The following is an 18309-nucleotide window of genomic DNA, read 5'->3' on the forward strand; positions in this document are numbered from 1 at the left end:
ATGAAGGACGCGAGGCAGATGCGTTTGTGGACGCTGCTTGTCCAGGTGCGGCGGTTGAGGGTCGAGCGCAAGCGGCGTGTGTTGAATGCGGCGCGTGTTCGCGTCGAACGCGCTGCCGCCGATACCGCGCGGCAACGCGAGGCGATCGACGGGCACGATGCGAGGCGCGGCGGAATTCTCGATGCATGCACGACGGGAAACATCGCAGCCGCGCTATGGCGTACCGCCTTGCATCGGCACGATGACGAGCGACACACGCTCGACGATGCGTTGTCGGAGGCGTTGCACGCTGAGCAGGCTGCGCAGACTGAAGCAGCCAACGCGTCGCGTGCGTTGCAGCGGGAGATGTTGGGTGAGGACGACGCGCGAACCCGCGTGCGTCGTCTGAAGGCCGAGCAGTACGACGATGGCGATCCCGATGAATGATGGTGGAGCAGGCGCGGTTTGTCGTTGGTCGTGCTTCGATGTGAAATCGGGTTGGTAAATGAACGAGGGTCGCCGTGACAAGGCGACCCTTTTTTACTGCATCAGTGAGCGTTGAAGTCGGCTGCCGTCGGGGCGTGGCCTGTCTTCGGATCGATCCAACCTTTGCCGTTGCGGTTCGCGACCAGCTCGTAACCGTCCGGGGTCTGCGCATCGAGCTGGCGGCCATTGCCCTGACGTTGGACCGTAAGCGGTGCGCAGTCCTTTTGACTCAGTCCATTGACGACGTAGGCGTTGTTGCCGTTCGTGATCGTTAGCTTGTCAGCATAGGTGACATTACCGTCCCCCTTCGTTCCGACGGTGACCTTCGTGCCACCGGGCAGATCGAATGTCATCGGGCCTTTGAACATGTTCGAGCTGCCATTCGTGTCGATGTGCGGATCGCCCCATACCTTGGTCGTCTCGCCTGTCTTCTTGTTCGTCATGAGCATCGACGAGTCGCTCTTGTTCAGATCCAGTTTGTAGTTGCCGAGATCAATCGTCGATTTGTTGTTCGTGACGGGCGTGTTGCTCCAGTTGTTGTTGTTCGAGCAGCCCTTCGAGTCGCCCATGTGGATGGAAGTCTGCTGGGTGGTCTGCTGCATCTTGAAGTCGTTGCGCCCACCGTCTCGTCCGTTCCAGGAAGTGCGCATTTGCGTCGAGTTGCCGTGTACATTACTTCGCGCGTCTTGCCTCTGATATGAGATGCTTGAGAAGGATTGCGAAGCGGTGCGGCCGGCTGCGCTGCCATTATGGAAGCCCATCGTGGATTGTATGACTTGCGTTGCACTGGATATCACACGCTCTCCATGGGCACGATCGGACACGCTGCTGCGCGATTGCTCGGTGCTCGTCTGGGTCGTGACGCCATGAGTGTTGATTGATTGCTGCATGGCGCTGGAGGAAGAGTAGCTATTGAATGTCGATTGCATGGAATGAGTTCCGGTTGATTTTCAATTGAAGTGACTTGAACTTGCGTGACCGAACACGCTGCGCGCTGTTCTGGAACACGCAAACAAAGTGTAGATAGCATGTGAACTCGATATGCACTACATAAGTATTCAATTGAAGCTCGCTTGTCACGGGCGGGAGGGTCGACCGGGACAAGCGAGCATCAGGTGTGGTCCTGCGGACGCGACATCACGGTATCCTTCCGAGCCACCGCAACACATCGTTCGTCTGCCCTTCGGTGAGCGTGTTGGGACGGTTGATGTAATCGCGCACGATGGCTGGCGTCAGACCCGGGAAACCTTCTTCGATCATCTCCTGTTGCAGCCCCTCCGGTGCGTTTGCGTCGCCTGCCAGCCAATCCAGGATCGCATTTCGGGCGCGCGGGTCCATTGCGTTAGCGAGGTTTTCATCGGTGGAAAAAAACATTCTCATCTCCGCTCGTCCCCAATTGACGGCGTCAGTGCCGCCGACAGGTCCGGTCGCGGGCGCCGCAGGAGCGCCTGCTGGCGATGCAGGATTCGTCGCTGAGGTCGAGGCTCCTGCTACGGGTGATGACGGATTTGCTGTTGACGTAGAAGGGCCTGCCACTGGCGATGAAGGATCGTCCAGACGCGGGCGCTTGGTCGGTGGCTGCGAATTTGCCGGGTCATAAGGCGACTCGACGTAGGCCCGCTTCGACGGCGAATAATAGCCCCAGCCATGCTGGATGTTTTCGACCGTAGCCTGCGATACGCCCGTTTCCTGCGAAACCTGCTGCGGGGATTCGCCCTCGTCGAGAAGCCGGGAGACGTCGTCATAATCCAGGACGGGCAGAGGATCGAGCTCGGGTTGCGGTACCGGTCCGGCGGCAGCAGCGGCAGCGACAGCCTGGGGCGCCGGACGATGCGCCTGTTGATACTGGACCCATGCGTGGTCGATTGGTTGTGTGGGCTGATGCTCAAGGTAGGCATGGCGCTTCGCGGCCATAAGAGCTAATTCGACGTCCCCGTGTGTATACTCTTGCGCGACCTCTTCAAGGGGTTGTCCTCGGGACAATCTTAGATAGATAACCGGCCCGGATAGTTGAATAATTCGGCGATCGGGTGGTGCAGCAATTCTAACGTGGCGTCCACTTGCAGCCTCGTACTTTCGAGCCCAAAGCAACATCACGCCATCACCAACCGCAGGATCGACCCTTTGCCTGACTTCTTCCGAGGAGAGCCCGACCTCGAAGAGCTCAAAGGCCATCTTGCCCTTTTCCGGGGTATAGCGGGTGGGCCCCCCCCTCGCCCCCCCCGCCCCCCCCGCCCCCCCCTTCAACCCCACATCCGGATTCAACTCCCACGTCCCATCGCCCTTGAGCCGCACAGGATATGACGGCTTGGCCCCGCCTTCAGGCGAGACCACGCGCCACGTTGCATTGTCCCGGTCGTACCTCACCGCGTAGGTCTTTCCGCCCTGCTTGATGTATCCCTGCCCCATGCTGTCGCGATAGATGCCCGGCGACGGTTTGTCCGGCGTCAGGCCGCCGTTGCTCGTGGCCTCGTAGGTATCGGGCACCCAGCCCGTACCCGATGCCGCGGGTTGCGGCGTCGCGCTGCCCGTACCGCCGCTTTTCACTTGTCCGCCGGTACCAGCCGCATCGCCCGCACTGTCCCTGGTGGGCGACGAAACCGGTCGCGACAGCGGACGGCCTCCCTTCGTGCCGATGTCGGTATTGATAGACCACTCCTTGCTCGCCGGATCGAAACGGACGGGATAGCTATACCGATCAGGAGAAGACGGATTGACGATGCGCCAGCCGCCGTTGGCCGGATCCTCGGAGACCTTATAGTAGGTATCGCCATGTTTGATGTAATGCACGCCATCCTCACCCGTGTATACGCCCGGTGTTTTCTTGTCGGTTGTCAGCGTGCTGGTGTCGGGGGTGGCTGCGTATTCATCGGGAATCTGCATCGGCTTGCCGTTCATGCGTGCCCTGACCGCAAGAACGTTCGGGTCTTCCGAGGGGCCGCCCTCGACGGGTTTGTACGTGGCGGCGGCGGGTTCGCCGGGGTTGTTCACAGTGCTACGCGTCGTCGGCGCCAGCTCGCCGCCGGTACGCAGGCCCGGCTGCCCTGCCTCGGCCGCGTTCGTCTCTCTGCTGCCGCCCTCCACCGCAGCGCCCCCTTTTTTCGCGACCGTCTTTCCGGCATCGCCGACACCGTCGGCAACCTCAGCAGCAAACCTGCTCCCCAGCTTGAGCCCGCCCGTCACAGCCCCGGGCAGTTGATCGAGCAGAAAAGAAACGACGCCGGCGGCGACGTCGATACCTAACCTCGCTTGTGGAGAGAGGTTGGAATACAGGTATTTGTCCAGCAGCATGCCCGGCAGCGTGGGCGCAATATTCTGCGCAAAGCGGTAGATACCCTCCAGCACACGATTGAGGAGCGTATTGGGAAGATGGATGGGCTTGAGGCCGAAGGGATTGTTGTAAGCCGCCACGCGTTCGCTGTCGGCTGTTTGCTTGCCAACGTGGGTGTAAGCGTCAGCCAGATCGCGGACATAGTCCGGGCCGGCGGGCGGCGGATGGTCGATCGCGTCTGCATAGGACGATGGCGTCGGCGCACCGTCTTCGTTGAGCACTTTGCCTGCCTCGACTTGCCAGTTGCCCAGTTTCATACGCAGGTTCTCGTCGTCGCGAATGCGCTGGGTGAACGCAAGCACGCGCTTGTCGGCGACAGGGTCTTCGCCCATGCCGGTATTGAACGAAAACAGCGCGTCGTTGATGGACTTGTAGCGTTTGACCGGGTCGTGAATCTTCTCAGCATCCTGCAGAACCTGATCTACATACTTATTGGCGTCGTTCCACTCGGCGCGATCTTTCTTCAGGTAGGCGTCCGTCGCGTCCGACACCGCGTGCTGCAGTTTGTTCTTCAGTTCCGCTGCCTGTCGGAAGATGTTTTCGCGAGCGGCTGCGTTCGGCGCGCTGAGGAAAGCCTTGCGCAGATTGTCGACCTGCGCGAGCAGCTTGGTGTCCGCAGCACTCAGATAGCCCTCGCCGAGCGGGTGGTTGAAGATCGACAGCGCATGGTCCAGCGGATCGTTGATCGACCGGTTGTATTCCTGCAGGATCGCGTTTGCGAGTTCCTGGGTCTTTTGCTCGAGCAGGTGTCTCGCTTCGGGCAAGGTGATACTGCTATAAGCAACCTGAAGCACGGCGAGCTGGCTCACGTAGAAATCGCGTACTTCAGGCGGCAACGTAGACAGTCGCGCCTGCGTATCACCAAGGCTCAAGCCGAAATGCGCGACATCGGGCGGATAACCGGTGTAATCGAGCTCGCGACCCGGGTCCAGCTTGCTTTTGATGTTGGCGTCGTTATCGAGGCTGCGCGACTGCTTCCGGCCGTCGACGGTCTCGGTGTCGTACTTGTCGGATAGTCCCTTGAGTTCGTCGGCTGTCGCGCCCTTCAGCGTCTGCGTGTCGGAAGTCGTTGTCCAGCCGTTGCCGGGCTTCGCATTGCCGGGTGGATCTTGTGGAATTGGGCCATCAGACCCAGGTACGGCGTTTTCCTTGGTTTCATTTGTGGGTGCGTCCCGCACGTAGTCCCCGCCAGAGCGGGTTTCCGGTGCCGGGTCCTGATCTTTATCATCTTCGCTGTAACGACGATAAGAAGGGTAGCCGCCGTTGATACTTGAGATGCTCACGATTTCGCTCCATGAAGGACAGACATCACTGACCGTTGCGATGCGTCGCGCACGGTCAGAACATTGAAGCGCTAAAGCATCTGTGTCGTGTGATACGGCGGTAACTGACCCCGATGGCGTGTCAGTCCGAGACGAAACGCCGCGTGCGAATTCGCAAATCCGCTCCTCATTTTTCTCTCATTCTTCGAGCCTACGATGCACGCATCGAGAGAACCCGCAACGCACGGCACCCAACGGCGCGCTGCTCACGGAGGGGAACATCATGAACAGGTCATTCGTTACAGCATGCGCATCGGCACTCGTCGTCTCGCTCGCGTTGAGCGGTTGCGCGACCTTCGACGGCTCCGCCACCGTGTACGGCGCGTCACAGGCACAGCGTGAAGCAACGGTGCGCTTCGGTACAGTCGAAAGCGTGCGGGGCGTGACGATCGACGCGAGCAACGGTCAACCCGGCGTGCTGGGCGCAATCGGTGGAGGGCTGTTGGGCGGGGTGGCGGGCAGTGCGATCGGCGGCGGACGCGGCTCGCTGCTGACGGGCATCATCGGCGGGCTGGCGGGTGCCGTGGCCGGCAACGAGGTGCAGCACCACTTCGAGCAGAAGCACGGCGTCGAAATCACCGTGCGGCTCGATGACGGCACACTGCGCGCGATCACGCAAAGTACCGATGGCCCGATGTTCTATGCGGGCGAACGCGTGCGGCTGCTGTCGGAAGGTGGCATCACGCGCGTGACGAGTTGAGCGGACGGCGCGCGCATCGCACGCGCGCCGCATCGCGACGGCTCAGCTACGCAACGGAAGCCTCGGCCGCCTGCGATGATGCATCGCGTTGCAACCATGCGCGCCAGCCGCCGTACGACGTGATGTCGACGGCACCGTCGACTCCATACGCTTCGCACACGAAGCCCGTTTCCCAGCTACCGTCCGCAAGCTCGACCTTGCCGAGCGCGAGCGGCGCGGGTATGCCCGCCAGGAACGAGCCGGCTTCGCTGCTGGGCAGTTCCCACACTTCGACGGCGATGGCGGCGCCGTTCGTCGTGTCGCGAACCATGCCAGGACGTTGCGTCGTGACGCCCGCAAGTGCATACAGCCGATAATGCGGCGCGCTGACGGTCGCTTCGACGAGCCGCGCGCCGCGTGACATCAACTGCCCGTTCAACGCCAGCCCTTCGAGATGCGCGCCGCACACGACCAGCTTCATTCTGTCGTGACGCGCAGCGCGCGCAGGTACGTCGGCATCCTGTTGCGCTTTGCCAATGAGCGGCACAGCGAGCTTGCGATGCAGCGCATCGGCGACGCTCAACAGGTATTGATCGGTGAACGCACGGCCGAACAGCGTCACGCCCCACGGCAGGCCGTTGCGCATGAAACCCGCAGGCGTCGCGATCGCGGCGTAGTCGAGCAGGTTCATGAAGTTCGTGTAATGCCCGAGCAACGAGTTCGCGCCGACAGGTTCGCGCTCAAGTTCCGCCAGCGTGACCGCGCGCGGAATGGACGGCGTCAGCACGCAATCGAGCTGTGCGAGCACGGCATCGCAATGCTGCTTCAACGCCTGGAGTTTGTACTGCGCACGAAACGCATCGACAGCCGTGGTGCCCGGTGCTTTTGCGAGCACGTCGCGGATCACGGGCAGCACCGCATCGGACTGCGATTCCATCAACTCGCCCGCCACGCTATAGCGCTCGGCGACCCACGGTCCTTCATAAAGCAGACGCGCCGCTTCGAGAAACGGCGCGAAGTCGATTTCGACGGCCTCGCCGCCGATCGCTTCGAGCGCTGCGCGTGCCTGCGCGAACAGCGCGGGGCTTTCGTCGCAGCCGGCAAATTCGAGTTGCGTGGGCACGCCAAAGCGAAAGCGCGTGACGGCGCCAAACGCCGATGCGTCGTTCCATTGCGGATTCGCGCGGCTATACGCATCGGCGGGATCGAGGCGGGCGGTGAGCGCGAGCAGTTCGCTCGCTTCGCTCGCGGTTGCCGTGAAGTACGTCACGCAGTCGAGCGTGCGGCACGCGGGCACGACGCCCGCGGTCGACAGCAAGCCCTTCGTTCCCTTCGTGCCGACGAGGTTATTGAGCGCGGCGGGCACGCGGCCCGAGCCCGCTGTATCCGTGCCGAGCGCGAAGCTCGCGACGCCCAGCGCGACGGCCAGCGACGACCCCGCGCTCGATCCGCCCGACGGATAGTCAGGATGCACGCTATTGCGGCACTTGCCATACGGCGAACGCGTGCCGTTGAGGCCGGTGGCGAATTGATCGAGATTCGTCTTGCCGATGGGCACCGCGCCGAGTGCGATCAACTGCGCGACGAGCGTCGCGGATTCGCCCGGCGTGTACGCGAACGCGGGGCAGGCCGCGGTCGTCGGAATGCCGGCGAGATCGATGTTGTCCTTCAGCGCGAACGGCACGCCATAGAGCGGCAGCGAATCGATGTCGCGCTCATCGAGCGCGGCGAGATAGGGTTCGCTTTCCGCATCGGACAGCAGATGAATGAAGAGATGAAAGTCCGGGTTCAGCGCTGCGGCGCGCTCGCGCAATGTGGCGAGCAGCGCGCGAGGCGTGACGCGGCCTTCGCGATACGCGGCCCGCAATGCGGGCAGACGCAGATCGAATGAATCCATGTCGAGTGGTTCCTTGAATGCGTTGATGTCAAATGCGTGCGTCACGCGTGCTGTTCGATCACGACCACACGTTGCCCGGCGCGCACGGGCGAACCCGGCGCGACATGAATCTCGCCGATCGTCCCCGCACACGGCGCGACGACGGAAATCTCCATCTTCATCGACTCGATGACGAGCAGCACGTCGCCGGCTTCGACCGTCTCACCTGGCTCGACGCGCACTTGCCACAGGTTGCCCGCGATCTCGCTGTCGACGGCAATCTGGCCATCGATGAGCGGCGCGATGTCGGTGTCGGCGGCAACGGGCGGTTCGAGCGTGTCTTCGTTGCTGCCCGCTTCGTGCCAGCGTTGCCGCTCCGCCTGAAACGCGGCCTGCTGACGCGTACGAAACTGCGCGATCTCTTCCGCGTCGCGAGCGAGAAACGCCTGATAGTCGGCGAGCGACAACTCGGTCTCTTCGATCTTCAACGGGTAACGCCCGAGCGGAAACGCTTCGCGGATACGCAGCAGCTCATCGGCAGACACTTCGTAGAAGCGGATCTGATCGAAAAAGCGCAGCAGATACGGACGTCCCGCGAAATCCGCGACGTCGCGATAGCGGTTCCACATCTGCAACGTGCGTCCGACGAACTGATAGCCGCCGGGCCCTTCCATGCCATACACGCACAGGTACGCACCGCCGATACCGACCGAGTTCTCCGCCGTCCACGTGCGCGCCGGGTTGTACTTCGTCGTGACGAGCCGGTGACGCGGATCGAGCGGCGTCGCGACGGGTGCGCCGAGATAGACGTCGCCGAGTCCCATCACCAGATAGCTCGCGTCGAACACGATGCGCTTCACGGCGTCGATCGAATCGAGATCGTTGATGCGGCGAATGAACTCCAGATTGCTCGGACACCACGGCGCGTCCTTGCGCACGGTGGTCATGTACTTGTCGATCGCGAGCTGGCATGCCGGGTCGTCCCACGACAGCGGCAGATGCACGACACGCGACGGCGCGCGCAGATCTTTTTGCAACAGCACGCGCTGCCATGTCGTCGCGACATGATCGAGCAGCGTGGCGAGCGGCAATTGTTCGGGCTGATAGTGGACCTGCAAAGAGCGGATGCCGGGCGTCAGATCGATCACGCCGGGCAACTGCAACGCGTCGAGCGATTGCATCAGCGCATGGCCGCGAAAGCGCAGTACGAGATCGAGTTCGGGCGGCCCGATTTCGAGCAGCAGATGCGTGTCGCCGGACAGACGCGCGACGAGCCGCTCGTCGCCTTCGCCGACGTTCAGCACGATGGGCGATTGCAGGGGCTTCTGTACATCGCCGTCCGGCAATGCAGTTTGCTCGCTGAGCGTGGCGACTTCCTGAAGACGCGCATGTGCCGCCGCGCGCGCCGTCGCGATGTCGACGGGAACGAAGCGCACCTTGTCGCCTGCCTTCAACTGACCGATCTGCCACAGGTCCGCTTCGATCACCGTGACGGGGCACACGAAGCCGCCGAGGCTCGGGCCATCCGGACCAAGTATGACGGGCATGTCTCCCGTGAAGTCGATCGCGCCGACGGCATACGGATTGTCGTGAATGTTCGACGGATGCAGCCCCGCTTCTCCGCCATCCGCGCGCGTCCATTCGGGCTTCGGGCCAATCAGCCGGACACCCGTGCGGCTCGAATTGAAATGGATCTCCCAGTCGGTCGCGAGGAACTGCTCGATATAGGCTGCGCTGAAGTATTCGGGCGCGCCGTGCGGACCGTAGATCACGCGCAGCACGCGCACGTCGTCGAGTCGATGCGCGAGCGATTCAGGCAGCGTTGCGCCTGCATCGCGCTCTGTCAGTGCATGCAGATGCAGCACGTCGCCCGCACGCAGCGCGCGTCCGCCGTGTCCGCCGAACTGGCCGAGCGTGAAGGTGCTGCGGCTGCCCAGATACTGCGCGACGTCGAGGCCGCCGCGCACGCACAGATACGCGCGCGCGCCTGCGCCGCGCAGCGTGCCGAGCGAAAGCGTCGAACCGGCGGCGACCGCGAACGTCGTGTTCATCGGTTGCGGTGTGTCGTCGAGCATGACAGGCAGCGTCGCGCCCGTCACGACGACGACCGCGTCCGTGTTGAAGCGCAACGTGGGCCCGCTCATCGTGATTTCGAGCCCCGCGGCTTGCGCATCGTTGCCGAGCAGACGATTGCCGAGGCGCAACGCGCGGTCGTCCATCGGTCCCGACGGCGGCACGCCGACGGCCCAATAACCCGGACGTCCCGGGTAGTCCTGCACGGTGGTCTGTGTGCCGCCGCTCAGCACTTCGAATGTCGACGCGCGATAACGCAGACCTTCGAGGCAGCGCGTCCACGGATGGCCGCTCGCGAACGGCACATCGGCGAGAATCTGCCGCAGATAGTCGCGATTGGTCTCGACACCGTAGATGCGCGACGCTTCGAGCGCGGCGTCGAGCGCATGACGTGCATCGTCGCGCGTCGGTTGCCATGCGATCAGCTTCGCGAGCATCGGATCGAACCACGGCGGCACTTCGCAGCCTGCTTCGATCCATGTGTCGATACGCAGCTCGCGGCCGTCAGCGGACGGGAACGATACGTCGGTCAACAGCCCCGGACAGGGCTTGAAGTCGCGGCCCGGATCTTCTGCATAGAGGCGCGCCTGGATCGCGTGCCCCTGCGGTTTCAGATCGCGCGACAGCACGTCGAGCGGCGCCAGCGTGCCCGCTGCGAGTTCGATCATCCAGCGCACCAGATCGACGCCCCACACCTGTTCCGTTACGCCGTGCTCGACCTGCAGGCGCGTGTTCACTTCGAGAAAGTAGAAGCGCGCGGCATCGCTGTCGTAGACGAATTCGACCGTGCCCGCCGAGCGATATGAAACCGCTTGCGCGAGCCGGATCGCCGCGTCGCATAGCGCCGCCTCGACGCCGTCGGGCAGATTCGGCGCGGGTGTTTCTTCGAGCACTTTCTGATTGCGCCGCTGCACCGAGCAGTCGCGTACGCCGAGCGCAATCGCTGCGCCCTTGCCGTCGCCGAACACCTGCACTTCGAGATGGCGCGCTTTCTCGATGTACTTTTCGAGGAACACGCCGGCATCGCTGAAGTTGTTTTGACCAAGCCGCTTGACGATATCGAACTGCGCGGCGAGTTCTTCATCCGAGCGGCACACGCGCATGCCGATACCGCCGCCGCCCGCCGTGCTTTTCAGCATCACCGGATAGCCGACGCGCTGCGCCGCATCGAGCGCCGCTTCGAGACCGTCGAGCAGGCCCGTGCCTTCGAGCATCGGCACGCCCTGTTCGGCGGCGATCGCGCGTGCCGTGTGCTTGAGTCCGAAAGCTCGCAACTGTGCGGGTGTCGGACCGACGAAGGCGATGCCGGCGGCTTCGCACGCCTCCGCAAAGGCCGCGTTTTCCGACAGAAAGCCGTAGCCTGGATGGATCGCCTGTGCGCCTTGGGCACGTGCGATCTCCAGAATCTTCGCGATGTCGAGATAGGTGACGCTCGCCGCGCCGTCGCCGAGGCTGCATGCCGTATCGGCGAGGCTGACGTGACGGCTCGCGCGATCCGCTTCGCTATAGACGGCGACGCCTTCTACGTTGAGTTCGCGCAGCGTGCGCAGAATGCGGCACGCAATCGCGCCGCGATTCGCAATGAGGACTTTATCGAACATGAGTGGATGTTCAATGCGTGGGCGGGTCGTCCCGCCACGTGGACATGCATGCCGAGGTCGTCCACGGCAGGTCGCTTCGCGTTCGTGTGCGAAGCGCGCGAGGTTCAGTGCTTCGTGTACGTTGCAGAGCGATCGAAACGAATCAGGCGTTCGGCCCGCGCTTTCATCATCGTGTACAGCCACAGACGCAGCGTGCTCAGTTCCATATCGTCAGCTCCGCAGGCGTGGGGTTGTATGCGTTGCACGGATTGTTCAGCTGCGGGCAGTTCGAGATCAGCACGATCACATCCATTTCCGCGCGCAATTCGACGTACTTGCCCGGTGCCGAAATGCCGTCCTCGAAGGTGAGGCCGCCCTCGGATGTGACGGGCACGTTCATGAAGAAGTTGATGTTGGCGGCGATGTCCCGCTTCGACAGCCGGCCGTCGTGCGCGCAGGCTCGCAGGTAGTTGTCGCGGCAGCTGTGCATGTAGCGCTTTTCCAGTGCGTAGCGCACGGTGTTGCTCTCCTGCGCGCATGCGCCGCCGAGCGTGTCGTGACGCCCGCAGGTATCGGCGACGATGGTCAGCATCGGGTTGCCGAGATTCGAATAGAGCACGGTGCCCGTCGTCAGATAGAGGCTCTGCTGGCGACGCAGCGTGCGCTGCGCGTCGTAGCGTTCGCGGGGATCGGCGAGGCTGTAGAAGAGCGTATCGATGGCCTGATTGCCTTCGACGTCGCGGATGCGCAGCGTCTGGCCCGCCTTCAGTTCCTTGAGCCACGGCTCGCCGGCGGGCAAGGTTTCGCGGAAGAGCGCGTCGGCGGGGTTGAGCGTGCTGGCTGTGAGTGTGGATGTCGTCATGGCGCGCCTTGTCGCTCAGAGGAAGAATCGTTCGGTGTTGATGAAGCCGCGCGTGTTCTCATCGCACGACGTGCGGCAGAGTTCCGCGATGTGGCTGTCGGCGGCGCGCAACGCGAGCTTCACGGGCTTCGGCGCGTACTCCGGGTTTGGATCGAGCGGATGCTGGATCGCCGTCAGCACGACGAGCGTGTTCATCGGCGCATACAGTTCGACGTAGTCGCCCGCTTTCGAATTACCCTCGACGAATTTCATCGCGCCCGTGTCGGTCACGTCGACGCGGCTGAACAGATTCAGCGTCATCAGCAGGTCCGACACGCCGAGCCCCCATTTGCCGAGTTCGACGAGCAGGTTGTCGGTGCCGTTGCGATAGAACGCGTTGCGCAACTCCTGATAGCGGCCCTCGCCGTATTTCTCCAGCACTTCCGCTGCGTCCGACACGCCTGCGAGACTGTCGTGCCAGCCGCAGGTGTCGCCGACGATCGCGGCGAGTACGCGGCCCATGTCGGAATAGATGCAATGGCCTTGAGTCAGCTTCGCTGTGTGCTGACACTTGAGCGTGTCGGGCAGATTCATACGCTCGCTTTTTTCGGCGGCGTTGAAGAGCAGCATGCCGACGTTCGCGCCGCCGCGTGAGTCGGTAATGCGCAGCACCTGGCCGCGCCTGACGATCAGCGACGCATGGCCGCCGCCGGGCACGGTTTCTTCGAGCAATGTTTCGTTCATGTCCTGTGTCCTTGATTCGTTCGCATCGGTTGCGTGGGTCATGCGGGCACGGCAAGCAGCGGCGGAATCGCCGTCGCTGCCTGCGGCTCGCGCACGCCGTTGCGTTCGAGCGGAATGTCATAGGTGATGCGCGCGCCATACGCCTGCGGCGCTTGCGGATCGATGCGCACCTTGTCGAAGACGAGCACGCGGCTGCCGAGCGTGAAGCCTTCTTTCAGATCGTGCGTGACCATGAAGACGGTCAGCTTCGCTTCGCGCCAGAGGCCCGTCAGCAGTTCGTGCATGTCGCGCCGGATGCCGGGATCGAGCGCGCCGAACGGTTCGTCGAGCAGCAGCACGCGCGGCTTCATCACGAGCGCCTGAGCGAGCGCGAGACGTTGCTGCATGCCGCCCGACAGCTGATGCGGATACTTGTCGAGCGAATCGGCGAGGCCGACGCGCGCGAGCATCGCGACGGCTTCATCGCGTGCAAGCCGGCGGCGCCCGCCGAACAGGCGGCCCGTGAAGCGCGCATGCGGCAACTCCAGCCCGAGCATCACGTTGCGCAGCACGGTCAGATGCGGAAACACCGAATAGCGCTGAAACACGACGCCGCGATGCGGGTCCGGTTCCGGCGGCAGCGGCTCGCCGTCGAGCAGGATCTCACCGCGCGTCGGACGCTCCTGGCCGAGCAGCATCCGCAGGAACGTCGACTTGCCGCAGCCCGACGCGCCCACCATCGAGCAGAACTCGCCTTCCGCGATGCGCAGATTGAGCCGCTCCAGTACGACCTGATCGTCATACTGCTTCCACAGGTTGCGGATCTCGATCATGCGCGGCCCCCGTTATACCAGGGGAACGCCCACTGCGTGAGACGGCGCAGCGCTTCGTCGATCAGCCACGCGAGCAGCGTGATCCACGCGACGTACGGCAGGATCACATCCATCGCGAGATAGCGGCGCACGAGAAAGATGCGATAGCCGAGGCCATCCGTCGAAGCGATCGCCTCCGCCGCGATCAGAAACAGCCACGCGGAGCAGAGCGCGAGACGCAGCGCGATCAACAGACGCGGCAGCAGTTGCGGCACGATCACGCGCACGATCAGCGTCCAGCTCGACGCACCGAGCGTTTGCGCCTTGATCCACAGTTCCTCGGGAATCTCGCGCGTGCGCTGCTGCAAGTCGCGGATCATCATCGGCGTGATGCCGATGACGATCAGCACGACTTTCGACAGCTCGTCGAGGCCGAACACGATGAAGAGAATCGGCAGCACCGCAAGCGGCGGAATCATCGATATCACCGTGATGAACGGCGACAGCGTCGCGCCCGCAAGCGGAATGGTGCCCGTGACGATGCCGAACACGAGCGCAATGGCCGCGCTCGCGACGAGCCCGATGCCGAGCCGCCTCATGCTCGACACCGTGTCGTCCCACATCATGTATTCGCCCGTGCGCTTGTCCTCGGTGAACGCGTACTCGTGCAGCGCGTCCTTCATCTGGGCGGCGCTCGGCAACAGCTTGTCGTCGGGATTCGCCTGCAGGCGCAGCGACGAGCCGGTGAAGTACACCGCGATCAGCACGATGAAGGGCAGCAGCAACAGCATCAGACTGCCGGTGCGGCCAGGATGTCGGTTGATGAGCCGCATGGGCCTCTCCTGCTCAGAATGAAGCGGTGCTCAAAGCTTGCCTTGTGCGGCGAGGCGCACATACGTCGGATCGAAACGCAGCTTCAGGTTGCTCTTGTTGCCGACGGTCACGTCGTTGTCGAACGCCATGCCGACGGCGCCCGCGTTCGGCGCGCCTTTGCCGAGCAGGCCATGATCGAACGAGAACTGCGCGACGCGCGTCATGATCTTCGGCATGTTCGGGCTGGTGGCGAAGTCGAGCGCCTGTTGCGGCGTATAGAAGAGGGCAGTGGTCGACAGTTGCGACTTGTAGCCGGCGAGATCGGTGCCCGACGCTTTCGCCATGGACGTGAGCGCGGCCTGGCTGTCGGGCGACGTGCTGTGCATCAGCTGCATGATTTCGAACCACGCTCCCGTCAGCGCCTTGCCGAGCGCGGGGTTGTCGTGCAGCGTCTTCGTGTTGACGACCATCATGTCCATGATCTCGCCCGGAATGCGGCTCGAATCGAACACTTCGGTGACGTTCGGCTTCGCCTTCAGATCGGCGAGCATCGGGTTCCACGTGACGGCGTTGTGCACGGTCGGCGTCGCGAATGCACCGGATATATCGGCGTCCGACGTGTTGACGGTCTTGATGTCGCGCTCGCTCATGCCGGCCGATTCGAGCGCGCGTGCGAGCAGATAGTGCGAGACGGAGAGTTCGACGAGATTGACGGGCTGGCCTTTCAGATCGGCGACCTTCTTGCCGCTGCCCTTGATGAGCACGCCGTCGTTGCCATTCGAATAGTCGCTGACGATCAGCGCGGTGCTATCCACGCCGCCCGTTGCGGGAATGGTGAGCGCGTCCATGTTGGTCATCGCGCAGCCATCGAACTTGCCGGCCGTGTACTGGTTGATCGATTCGATGTAGTCGTTCAGTTGCACGACATCGACGTTGATGCCGTACTTCTTCGCCCACTTGGACATGATGCCTTGCGTTTTCGCATAGCCCCACGGCATCCAGCCGGCGTAGATGGTCCAGCAGACCTTGAAGTCCTTGCGAGCTTGAGCGAACGAAGGGGTGGAAACGCAAAGGGAGAGAGCGACGGCGGCTGCGGCGAAAAAGCGGAGCTTGCGCATGAGGTTGACCTCGCGGGGACGGTTATCGACGGCAGGAGCGGCGCGACGCATCGCGTTCTCTCCCGGGCTTTTATCCCGCCGTGTAACCTCGATCGAGGTCGACAACTCTCGGACCAGCGTCGCGCAACGAATGCCTCTGTTTGCATTGATGCGGACCGGAACCCTAGTCGTCCATTTGCCAGATTGTGACTGCTAAACCGGATGCTGCACCGGCTCCTGCACATCACTAAGCGATAAGCATGCCATTGCCGTCGCAGCGTCGATCCGCGCCTGAGCGCGCAGCTTTTATGCACAACGTTGAAGCGCACTCGCGATATGCATGCGCGTGCGCGCACCAGTCGGGTGCCTGGCTTGCCATGTGAAAACGGCCTCGCGATGCGAGGCCGCCCGGTTTGCAGCTAGCTAAAAGAAAAACGGGCGTCCAATGGACGCCCGTCGAATGCAGTCGGTTGAAGCCGGTTAGCCCGGCAGGCGAGTCGAAACCGTCGCCGCGCGGTTGTTCGAAGCAACGCCGGTATCCGTCGGCAGCGCGGAGCCTTGCGCCTGCGCGACGAGGTTTTCGGCGGACGGGCCGATCGCGTCGGTGAAGGTCTTCGGACGCACGCCGATGGCGAGCACCAGCACGGCCATCGCGCCGAGCAGCACGAACTCGCGGCGGCCCAGATCGCGCAGGCTCGACACACGCGTGTTCTTGATCGCGCCGAACATCACGCGCTTGTACATCCACAGCGTGTACGCGGCGCTGAGAATCAGCGTCAGCGCAGCCGTCGCGCCGACCCAGAAGTTGAAGCGGATCGCGCCCATCAGCACAAGGAACTCGCCGACGAAACCGGACGTGCCCGGCAGGCCGACATTGGCCATCGAGAACAGCATCGCGAAGGTGGCGAGCTTGGGCATCGAGTTGGCCACGCCGCCGTAGGCGTCGATCGAGCCGTTCTTCGTGCGGTCGAACAGCATGCCCGTGCACAGCAGCATTGCGCCCGACACGATGCCGTACGACAGCATCTGCACGACGGCGCCTTCCGTGCCCATCCGGTCGAACGTGAACAGGCCCAGCGTGACGAGACCCATGTGCGCGACGGCCGAGTACGCGAGCAGCTTGCGCATGTCGGTTTGAGCGAGCGCGAGCAGGCTGCCGTAGATCACCGCGATCAGCGACAGCGCGATCATCGCCGGGGCGAAGAAGTGGCACGCGTCGGGGACGATGGGCAGCGCGAAGCGCAGCAGGCCGTAGCCGCCCATCTTCAGCATGCCGAGCAGCACGGCGGCGCCCGTCGGGCCGTCCGAGTGGACGTCGGGCAGCCACGTATGCACAGGCCACATCGGCACCTTCACCGAGAACGCTGCCAGGAAGCCGATGAACACCATCAGCTGCGGCGTGAAGTCGAGCTTGAGCGTGCGCCACGTGGCGATGTCGAACGTGTGCGCGTGCGCCCACAGGTAGATCAGCGAGGCCAGCATTGCCAGCGAGCCGACCAGCGAAAAGAAGAAGAAACGCACAGCCGCGTAGACGCGGCGCTGTTCGCCCCACGTGCCGATGAGCAGGTACAGCGGGATCAGCGTGGCTTCGAAGAACACGAAGAACAGCATGCCGTCGAGCGACGTGAACACGCCTTGCATGCAGCCCGACAGCAGCAGGAACGCGCCGTAGTACTGCGCGACGCGCGTCGAGATCGATTCCCATGACGCGATCACGATGATCAGCGTCGTCACGGACGTCAGCACGGTGAACCACAGCGAAATGCCGTCGACGCCGAGGTGATACGAGATGCCGAATTCGGGCAGCCAGGCGAGCTGCTGCTCGTACTGCATCGTCGCCAGCGACGAGTCGAAGCCCGCTACCAGCGGGATGACGGGCAGGATGCTGACGGCAGCGCCGGCCAGTGCGAGCCAGCGCGTGCGGCTGCGCGCGCTGTCAGAGCCGCCGAGCAGCACAAGGATACCGGCGACGATGGGGACCCAGATCAGGAGGTCGAGAACTGATGGGAGGTGCATTTGCTCTTTCGATGAAACGCCAGGACGCGAATAGCAGGCCCTCGCCCTCAGGCGAAGGATCAAAAACCTTACATGGACATTTCGACGGCCGGCCCCTGAGCGGAGCGGGACGATGCGCAGACTTGCGCACGCGCGTAACCAAAACGCATGAGACGGTCAGGGTTAACGAGGATAACTCAAAATAATAATGTTGCGCTGCCACAAGCTCAATATTTATTTATTGCGAAACTCGCGCTTGACTTTACGTGGCGCGCCTGTGCAGACATTTGCGGTGCACAAAAAAACAGCAGTGGAAGCGCTTCCACTGACCTGGCGCGACTATTTGCCTACCGGGGTTGCCCTGGATTTGCGCCATAGTTGTTCGCGATACGCTTAAGTCGCGAGGAGACGAACCTATGAGAAAAGTTTTCCACATCGCCGTTATCGCCGTTTTGGCCTATCTGGTCGCCGATAAGGCATTGCTGCATGCGCAGGCGAAAGAAGCCAGCACGTTCGCGTGCTCGCAAGGCGCGGAGCAGGTGAAGCTGGATGCGCTGAGCCGGGGCTTTGGCGACGCTGCCGCGAGCAGTCAGGGCGAAGCGTTCAGGTCGGGATGTCTGGTGACGGGCCGAGGCCGTCCGATGGAGATGCTGGCGCGCAACTGATGCGCTGGTGAGGCGGGGGAGGGGAGCGTGCCGGCCG

General features: G+C 63.1%; 13 protein-coding genes and 1 riboswitch. Of the genes, 3 read left to right on the plus strand and 10 right to left on the minus strand.

Translation table 11 applies throughout. The features are described from left to right. Positions 1 to 426, plus strand: a complete 426-nt coding sequence (locus tag G3N95_RS18765) for a hypothetical protein (protein WP_205971592.1) — start codon at positions 1 to 3, stop codon at positions 424 to 426. 101 nt (positions 427 to 527) lie between these two features. Here G3N95_RS18765 and G3N95_RS18770 read toward each other — a convergent pair whose 3' ends face one another. Both G3N95_RS18770 and G3N95_RS18775 read right to left on the minus strand, forming a co-directional pair. Beyond that, positions 528 to 1394 (minus strand): DUF1521 domain-containing protein, encoded by an 867-nt coding sequence (locus tag G3N95_RS18770; RefSeq protein ID WP_205971593.1) that lies wholly within the window; start codon positions 1392 to 1394, stop codon positions 528 to 530. A 208-nt stretch (positions 1395 to 1602) separates the two neighbouring features. Then, positions 1603 to 5079 carry a hypothetical protein gene (locus G3N95_RS18775; RefSeq protein ID WP_205971594.1) on the minus strand — a complete coding sequence of 1159 codons (3477 nt, stop codon included), beginning with the start codon at positions 5077 to 5079 and terminating at the stop codon, positions 1603 to 1605. A gap of 262 nt (positions 5080 to 5341) precedes the next feature. On the opposite strand from G3N95_RS18775, the gene G3N95_RS18780 reads away from it, so the two are divergent. Continuing rightward, positions 5342 to 5818: a glycine zipper 2TM domain-containing protein gene (locus G3N95_RS18780; protein ID WP_205971595.1), complete on the plus strand. Its 477-nt coding sequence runs from the start codon at positions 5342 to 5344 to the stop codon at positions 5816 to 5818. 46 nt (positions 5819 to 5864) lie between these two features. Here the strand turns inward: G3N95_RS18780 and atzF are convergent, their stop codons facing one another. The 8 genes from atzF to G3N95_RS18820 all read right to left on the minus strand — a co-directional run bounded on the left by atzF (position 5865) and on the right by G3N95_RS18820 (position 17628). Continuing rightward, the gene (gene atzF, locus G3N95_RS18785; protein WP_205971596.1) at positions 5865 to 7694 is read right to left on the minus strand and encodes an allophanate hydrolase; all 1830 of its coding nucleotides are present in this window, start codon (positions 7692 to 7694) and stop codon (positions 5865 to 5867) included. Positions 7695 to 7735: 41 nt separating this feature from the next. Beyond that, on the minus strand, positions 7736 to 11347 hold the full coding sequence (uca, locus tag G3N95_RS18790) for an urea carboxylase (protein WP_205971597.1): 3612 nt from the start codon (positions 11345 to 11347) through the stop codon (positions 7736 to 7738). A 196-nt stretch (positions 11348 to 11543) separates the two neighbouring features. After that, positions 11544 to 12188 (minus strand): urea amidolyase associated protein UAAP2, encoded by a 645-nt coding sequence (locus tag G3N95_RS18795; RefSeq protein WP_205971598.1) that lies wholly within the window; start codon positions 12186 to 12188, stop codon positions 11544 to 11546. 15 nt (positions 12189 to 12203) lie between these two features. Continuing rightward, positions 12204 to 12911, minus strand: a complete 708-nt coding sequence (locus G3N95_RS18800; protein WP_205971599.1) for an urea amidolyase associated protein UAAP1 — start codon at positions 12909 to 12911, stop codon at positions 12204 to 12206. Between the two features lie 38 nt (positions 12912 to 12949). Next, positions 12950 to 13723, minus strand: coding sequence for an ABC transporter ATP-binding protein (locus G3N95_RS18805; protein WP_205971600.1), 774 nt, complete (start codon positions 13721 to 13723; stop codon positions 12950 to 12952). Then, the gene (locus tag G3N95_RS18810) at positions 13720 to 14535 is read right to left on the minus strand and encodes an ABC transporter permease subunit (RefSeq protein ID WP_205971601.1); all 816 of its coding nucleotides are present in this window, start codon (positions 14533 to 14535) and stop codon (positions 13720 to 13722) included. The genes G3N95_RS18805 and G3N95_RS18810 overlap by 4 nt, the downstream gene beginning before the upstream one ends. Positions 14536 to 14565: 30 nt before the next feature. Further along, on the minus strand, positions 14566 to 15633 hold the full coding sequence (locus G3N95_RS18815; protein ID WP_205971602.1) for a putative urea ABC transporter substrate-binding protein: 1068 nt from the start codon (positions 15631 to 15633) through the stop codon (positions 14566 to 14568). Positions 15634 to 15690: 57 nt separating this feature from the next. Next, a riboswitch (guanidine-I (ykkC/yxkD leader) is annotated at positions 15691 to 15811 on the minus strand. A 281-nt stretch (positions 15812 to 16092) separates the two neighbouring features. Continuing rightward, positions 16093 to 17628 (minus strand): NADH-quinone oxidoreductase subunit M, encoded by a 1536-nt coding sequence (locus G3N95_RS18820; protein ID WP_205971603.1) that lies wholly within the window; start codon positions 17626 to 17628, stop codon positions 16093 to 16095. Between the two features lie 395 nt (positions 17629 to 18023). On the opposite strand from G3N95_RS18820, the gene G3N95_RS18825 reads away from it, so the two are divergent. Beyond that, positions 18024 to 18272, plus strand: coding sequence for a hypothetical protein (locus tag G3N95_RS18825; protein ID WP_205971604.1), 249 nt, complete (start codon positions 18024 to 18026; stop codon positions 18270 to 18272). The last annotated feature ends 37 nt before the right edge of the window (positions 18273 to 18309 follow it).

This window comes from Paraburkholderia sp. Tr-20389 (assembly GCF_017104565.1).
Lineage (GTDB): Bacteria > Pseudomonadota > Gammaproteobacteria > Burkholderiales > Burkholderiaceae > Paraburkholderia.

Coding starts and splice junctions, on each gene's coding strand:
- G3N95_RS18765 (WP_205971592.1), top strand. CDS start 1: ATGAAGGACGCGAGGCAGATGCGTTTGTGGACGCTGCTTGTCCAGGTG.
- G3N95_RS18770 (WP_205971593.1), bottom strand. CDS start 1,394: ATGCAATCGACATTCAATAGCTACTCTTCCTCCAGCGCCATGCAGCAA.
- G3N95_RS18780 (WP_205971595.1), top strand. CDS start 5,342: ATGAACAGGTCATTCGTTACAGCATGCGCATCGGCACTCGTCGTCTCG.
- atzF (WP_205971596.1), bottom strand. CDS start 7,694: ATGGATTCATTCGATCTGCGTCTGCCCGCATTGCGGGCCGCGTATCGC.
- uca (WP_205971597.1), bottom strand. CDS start 11,347: ATGTTCGATAAAGTCCTCATTGCGAATCGCGGCGCGATTGCGTGCCGC.
- G3N95_RS18795 (WP_205971598.1), bottom strand. CDS start 12,188: ATGACGACATCCACACTCACAGCCAGCACGCTCAACCCCGCCGACGCG.
- G3N95_RS18800 (WP_205971599.1), bottom strand. CDS start 12,911: ATGAACGAAACATTGCTCGAAGAAACCGTGCCCGGCGGCGGCCATGCG.
- G3N95_RS18805 (WP_205971600.1), bottom strand. CDS start 13,723: ATGATCGAGATCCGCAACCTGTGGAAGCAGTATGACGATCAGGTCGTA.
- G3N95_RS18810 (WP_205971601.1), bottom strand. CDS start 14,535: ATGCGGCTCATCAACCGACATCCTGGCCGCACCGGCAGTCTGATGCTG.
- G3N95_RS18815 (WP_205971602.1), bottom strand. CDS start 15,633: ATGCGCAAGCTCCGCTTTTTCGCCGCAGCCGCCGTCGCTCTCTCCCTT.
- G3N95_RS18820 (WP_205971603.1), bottom strand. CDS start 17,628: ATGCACCTCCCATCAGTTCTCGACCTCCTGATCTGGGTCCCCATCGTC.
- G3N95_RS18825 (WP_205971604.1), top strand. CDS start 18,024: ATGAGAAAAGTTTTCCACATCGCCGTTATCGCCGTTTTGGCCTATCTG.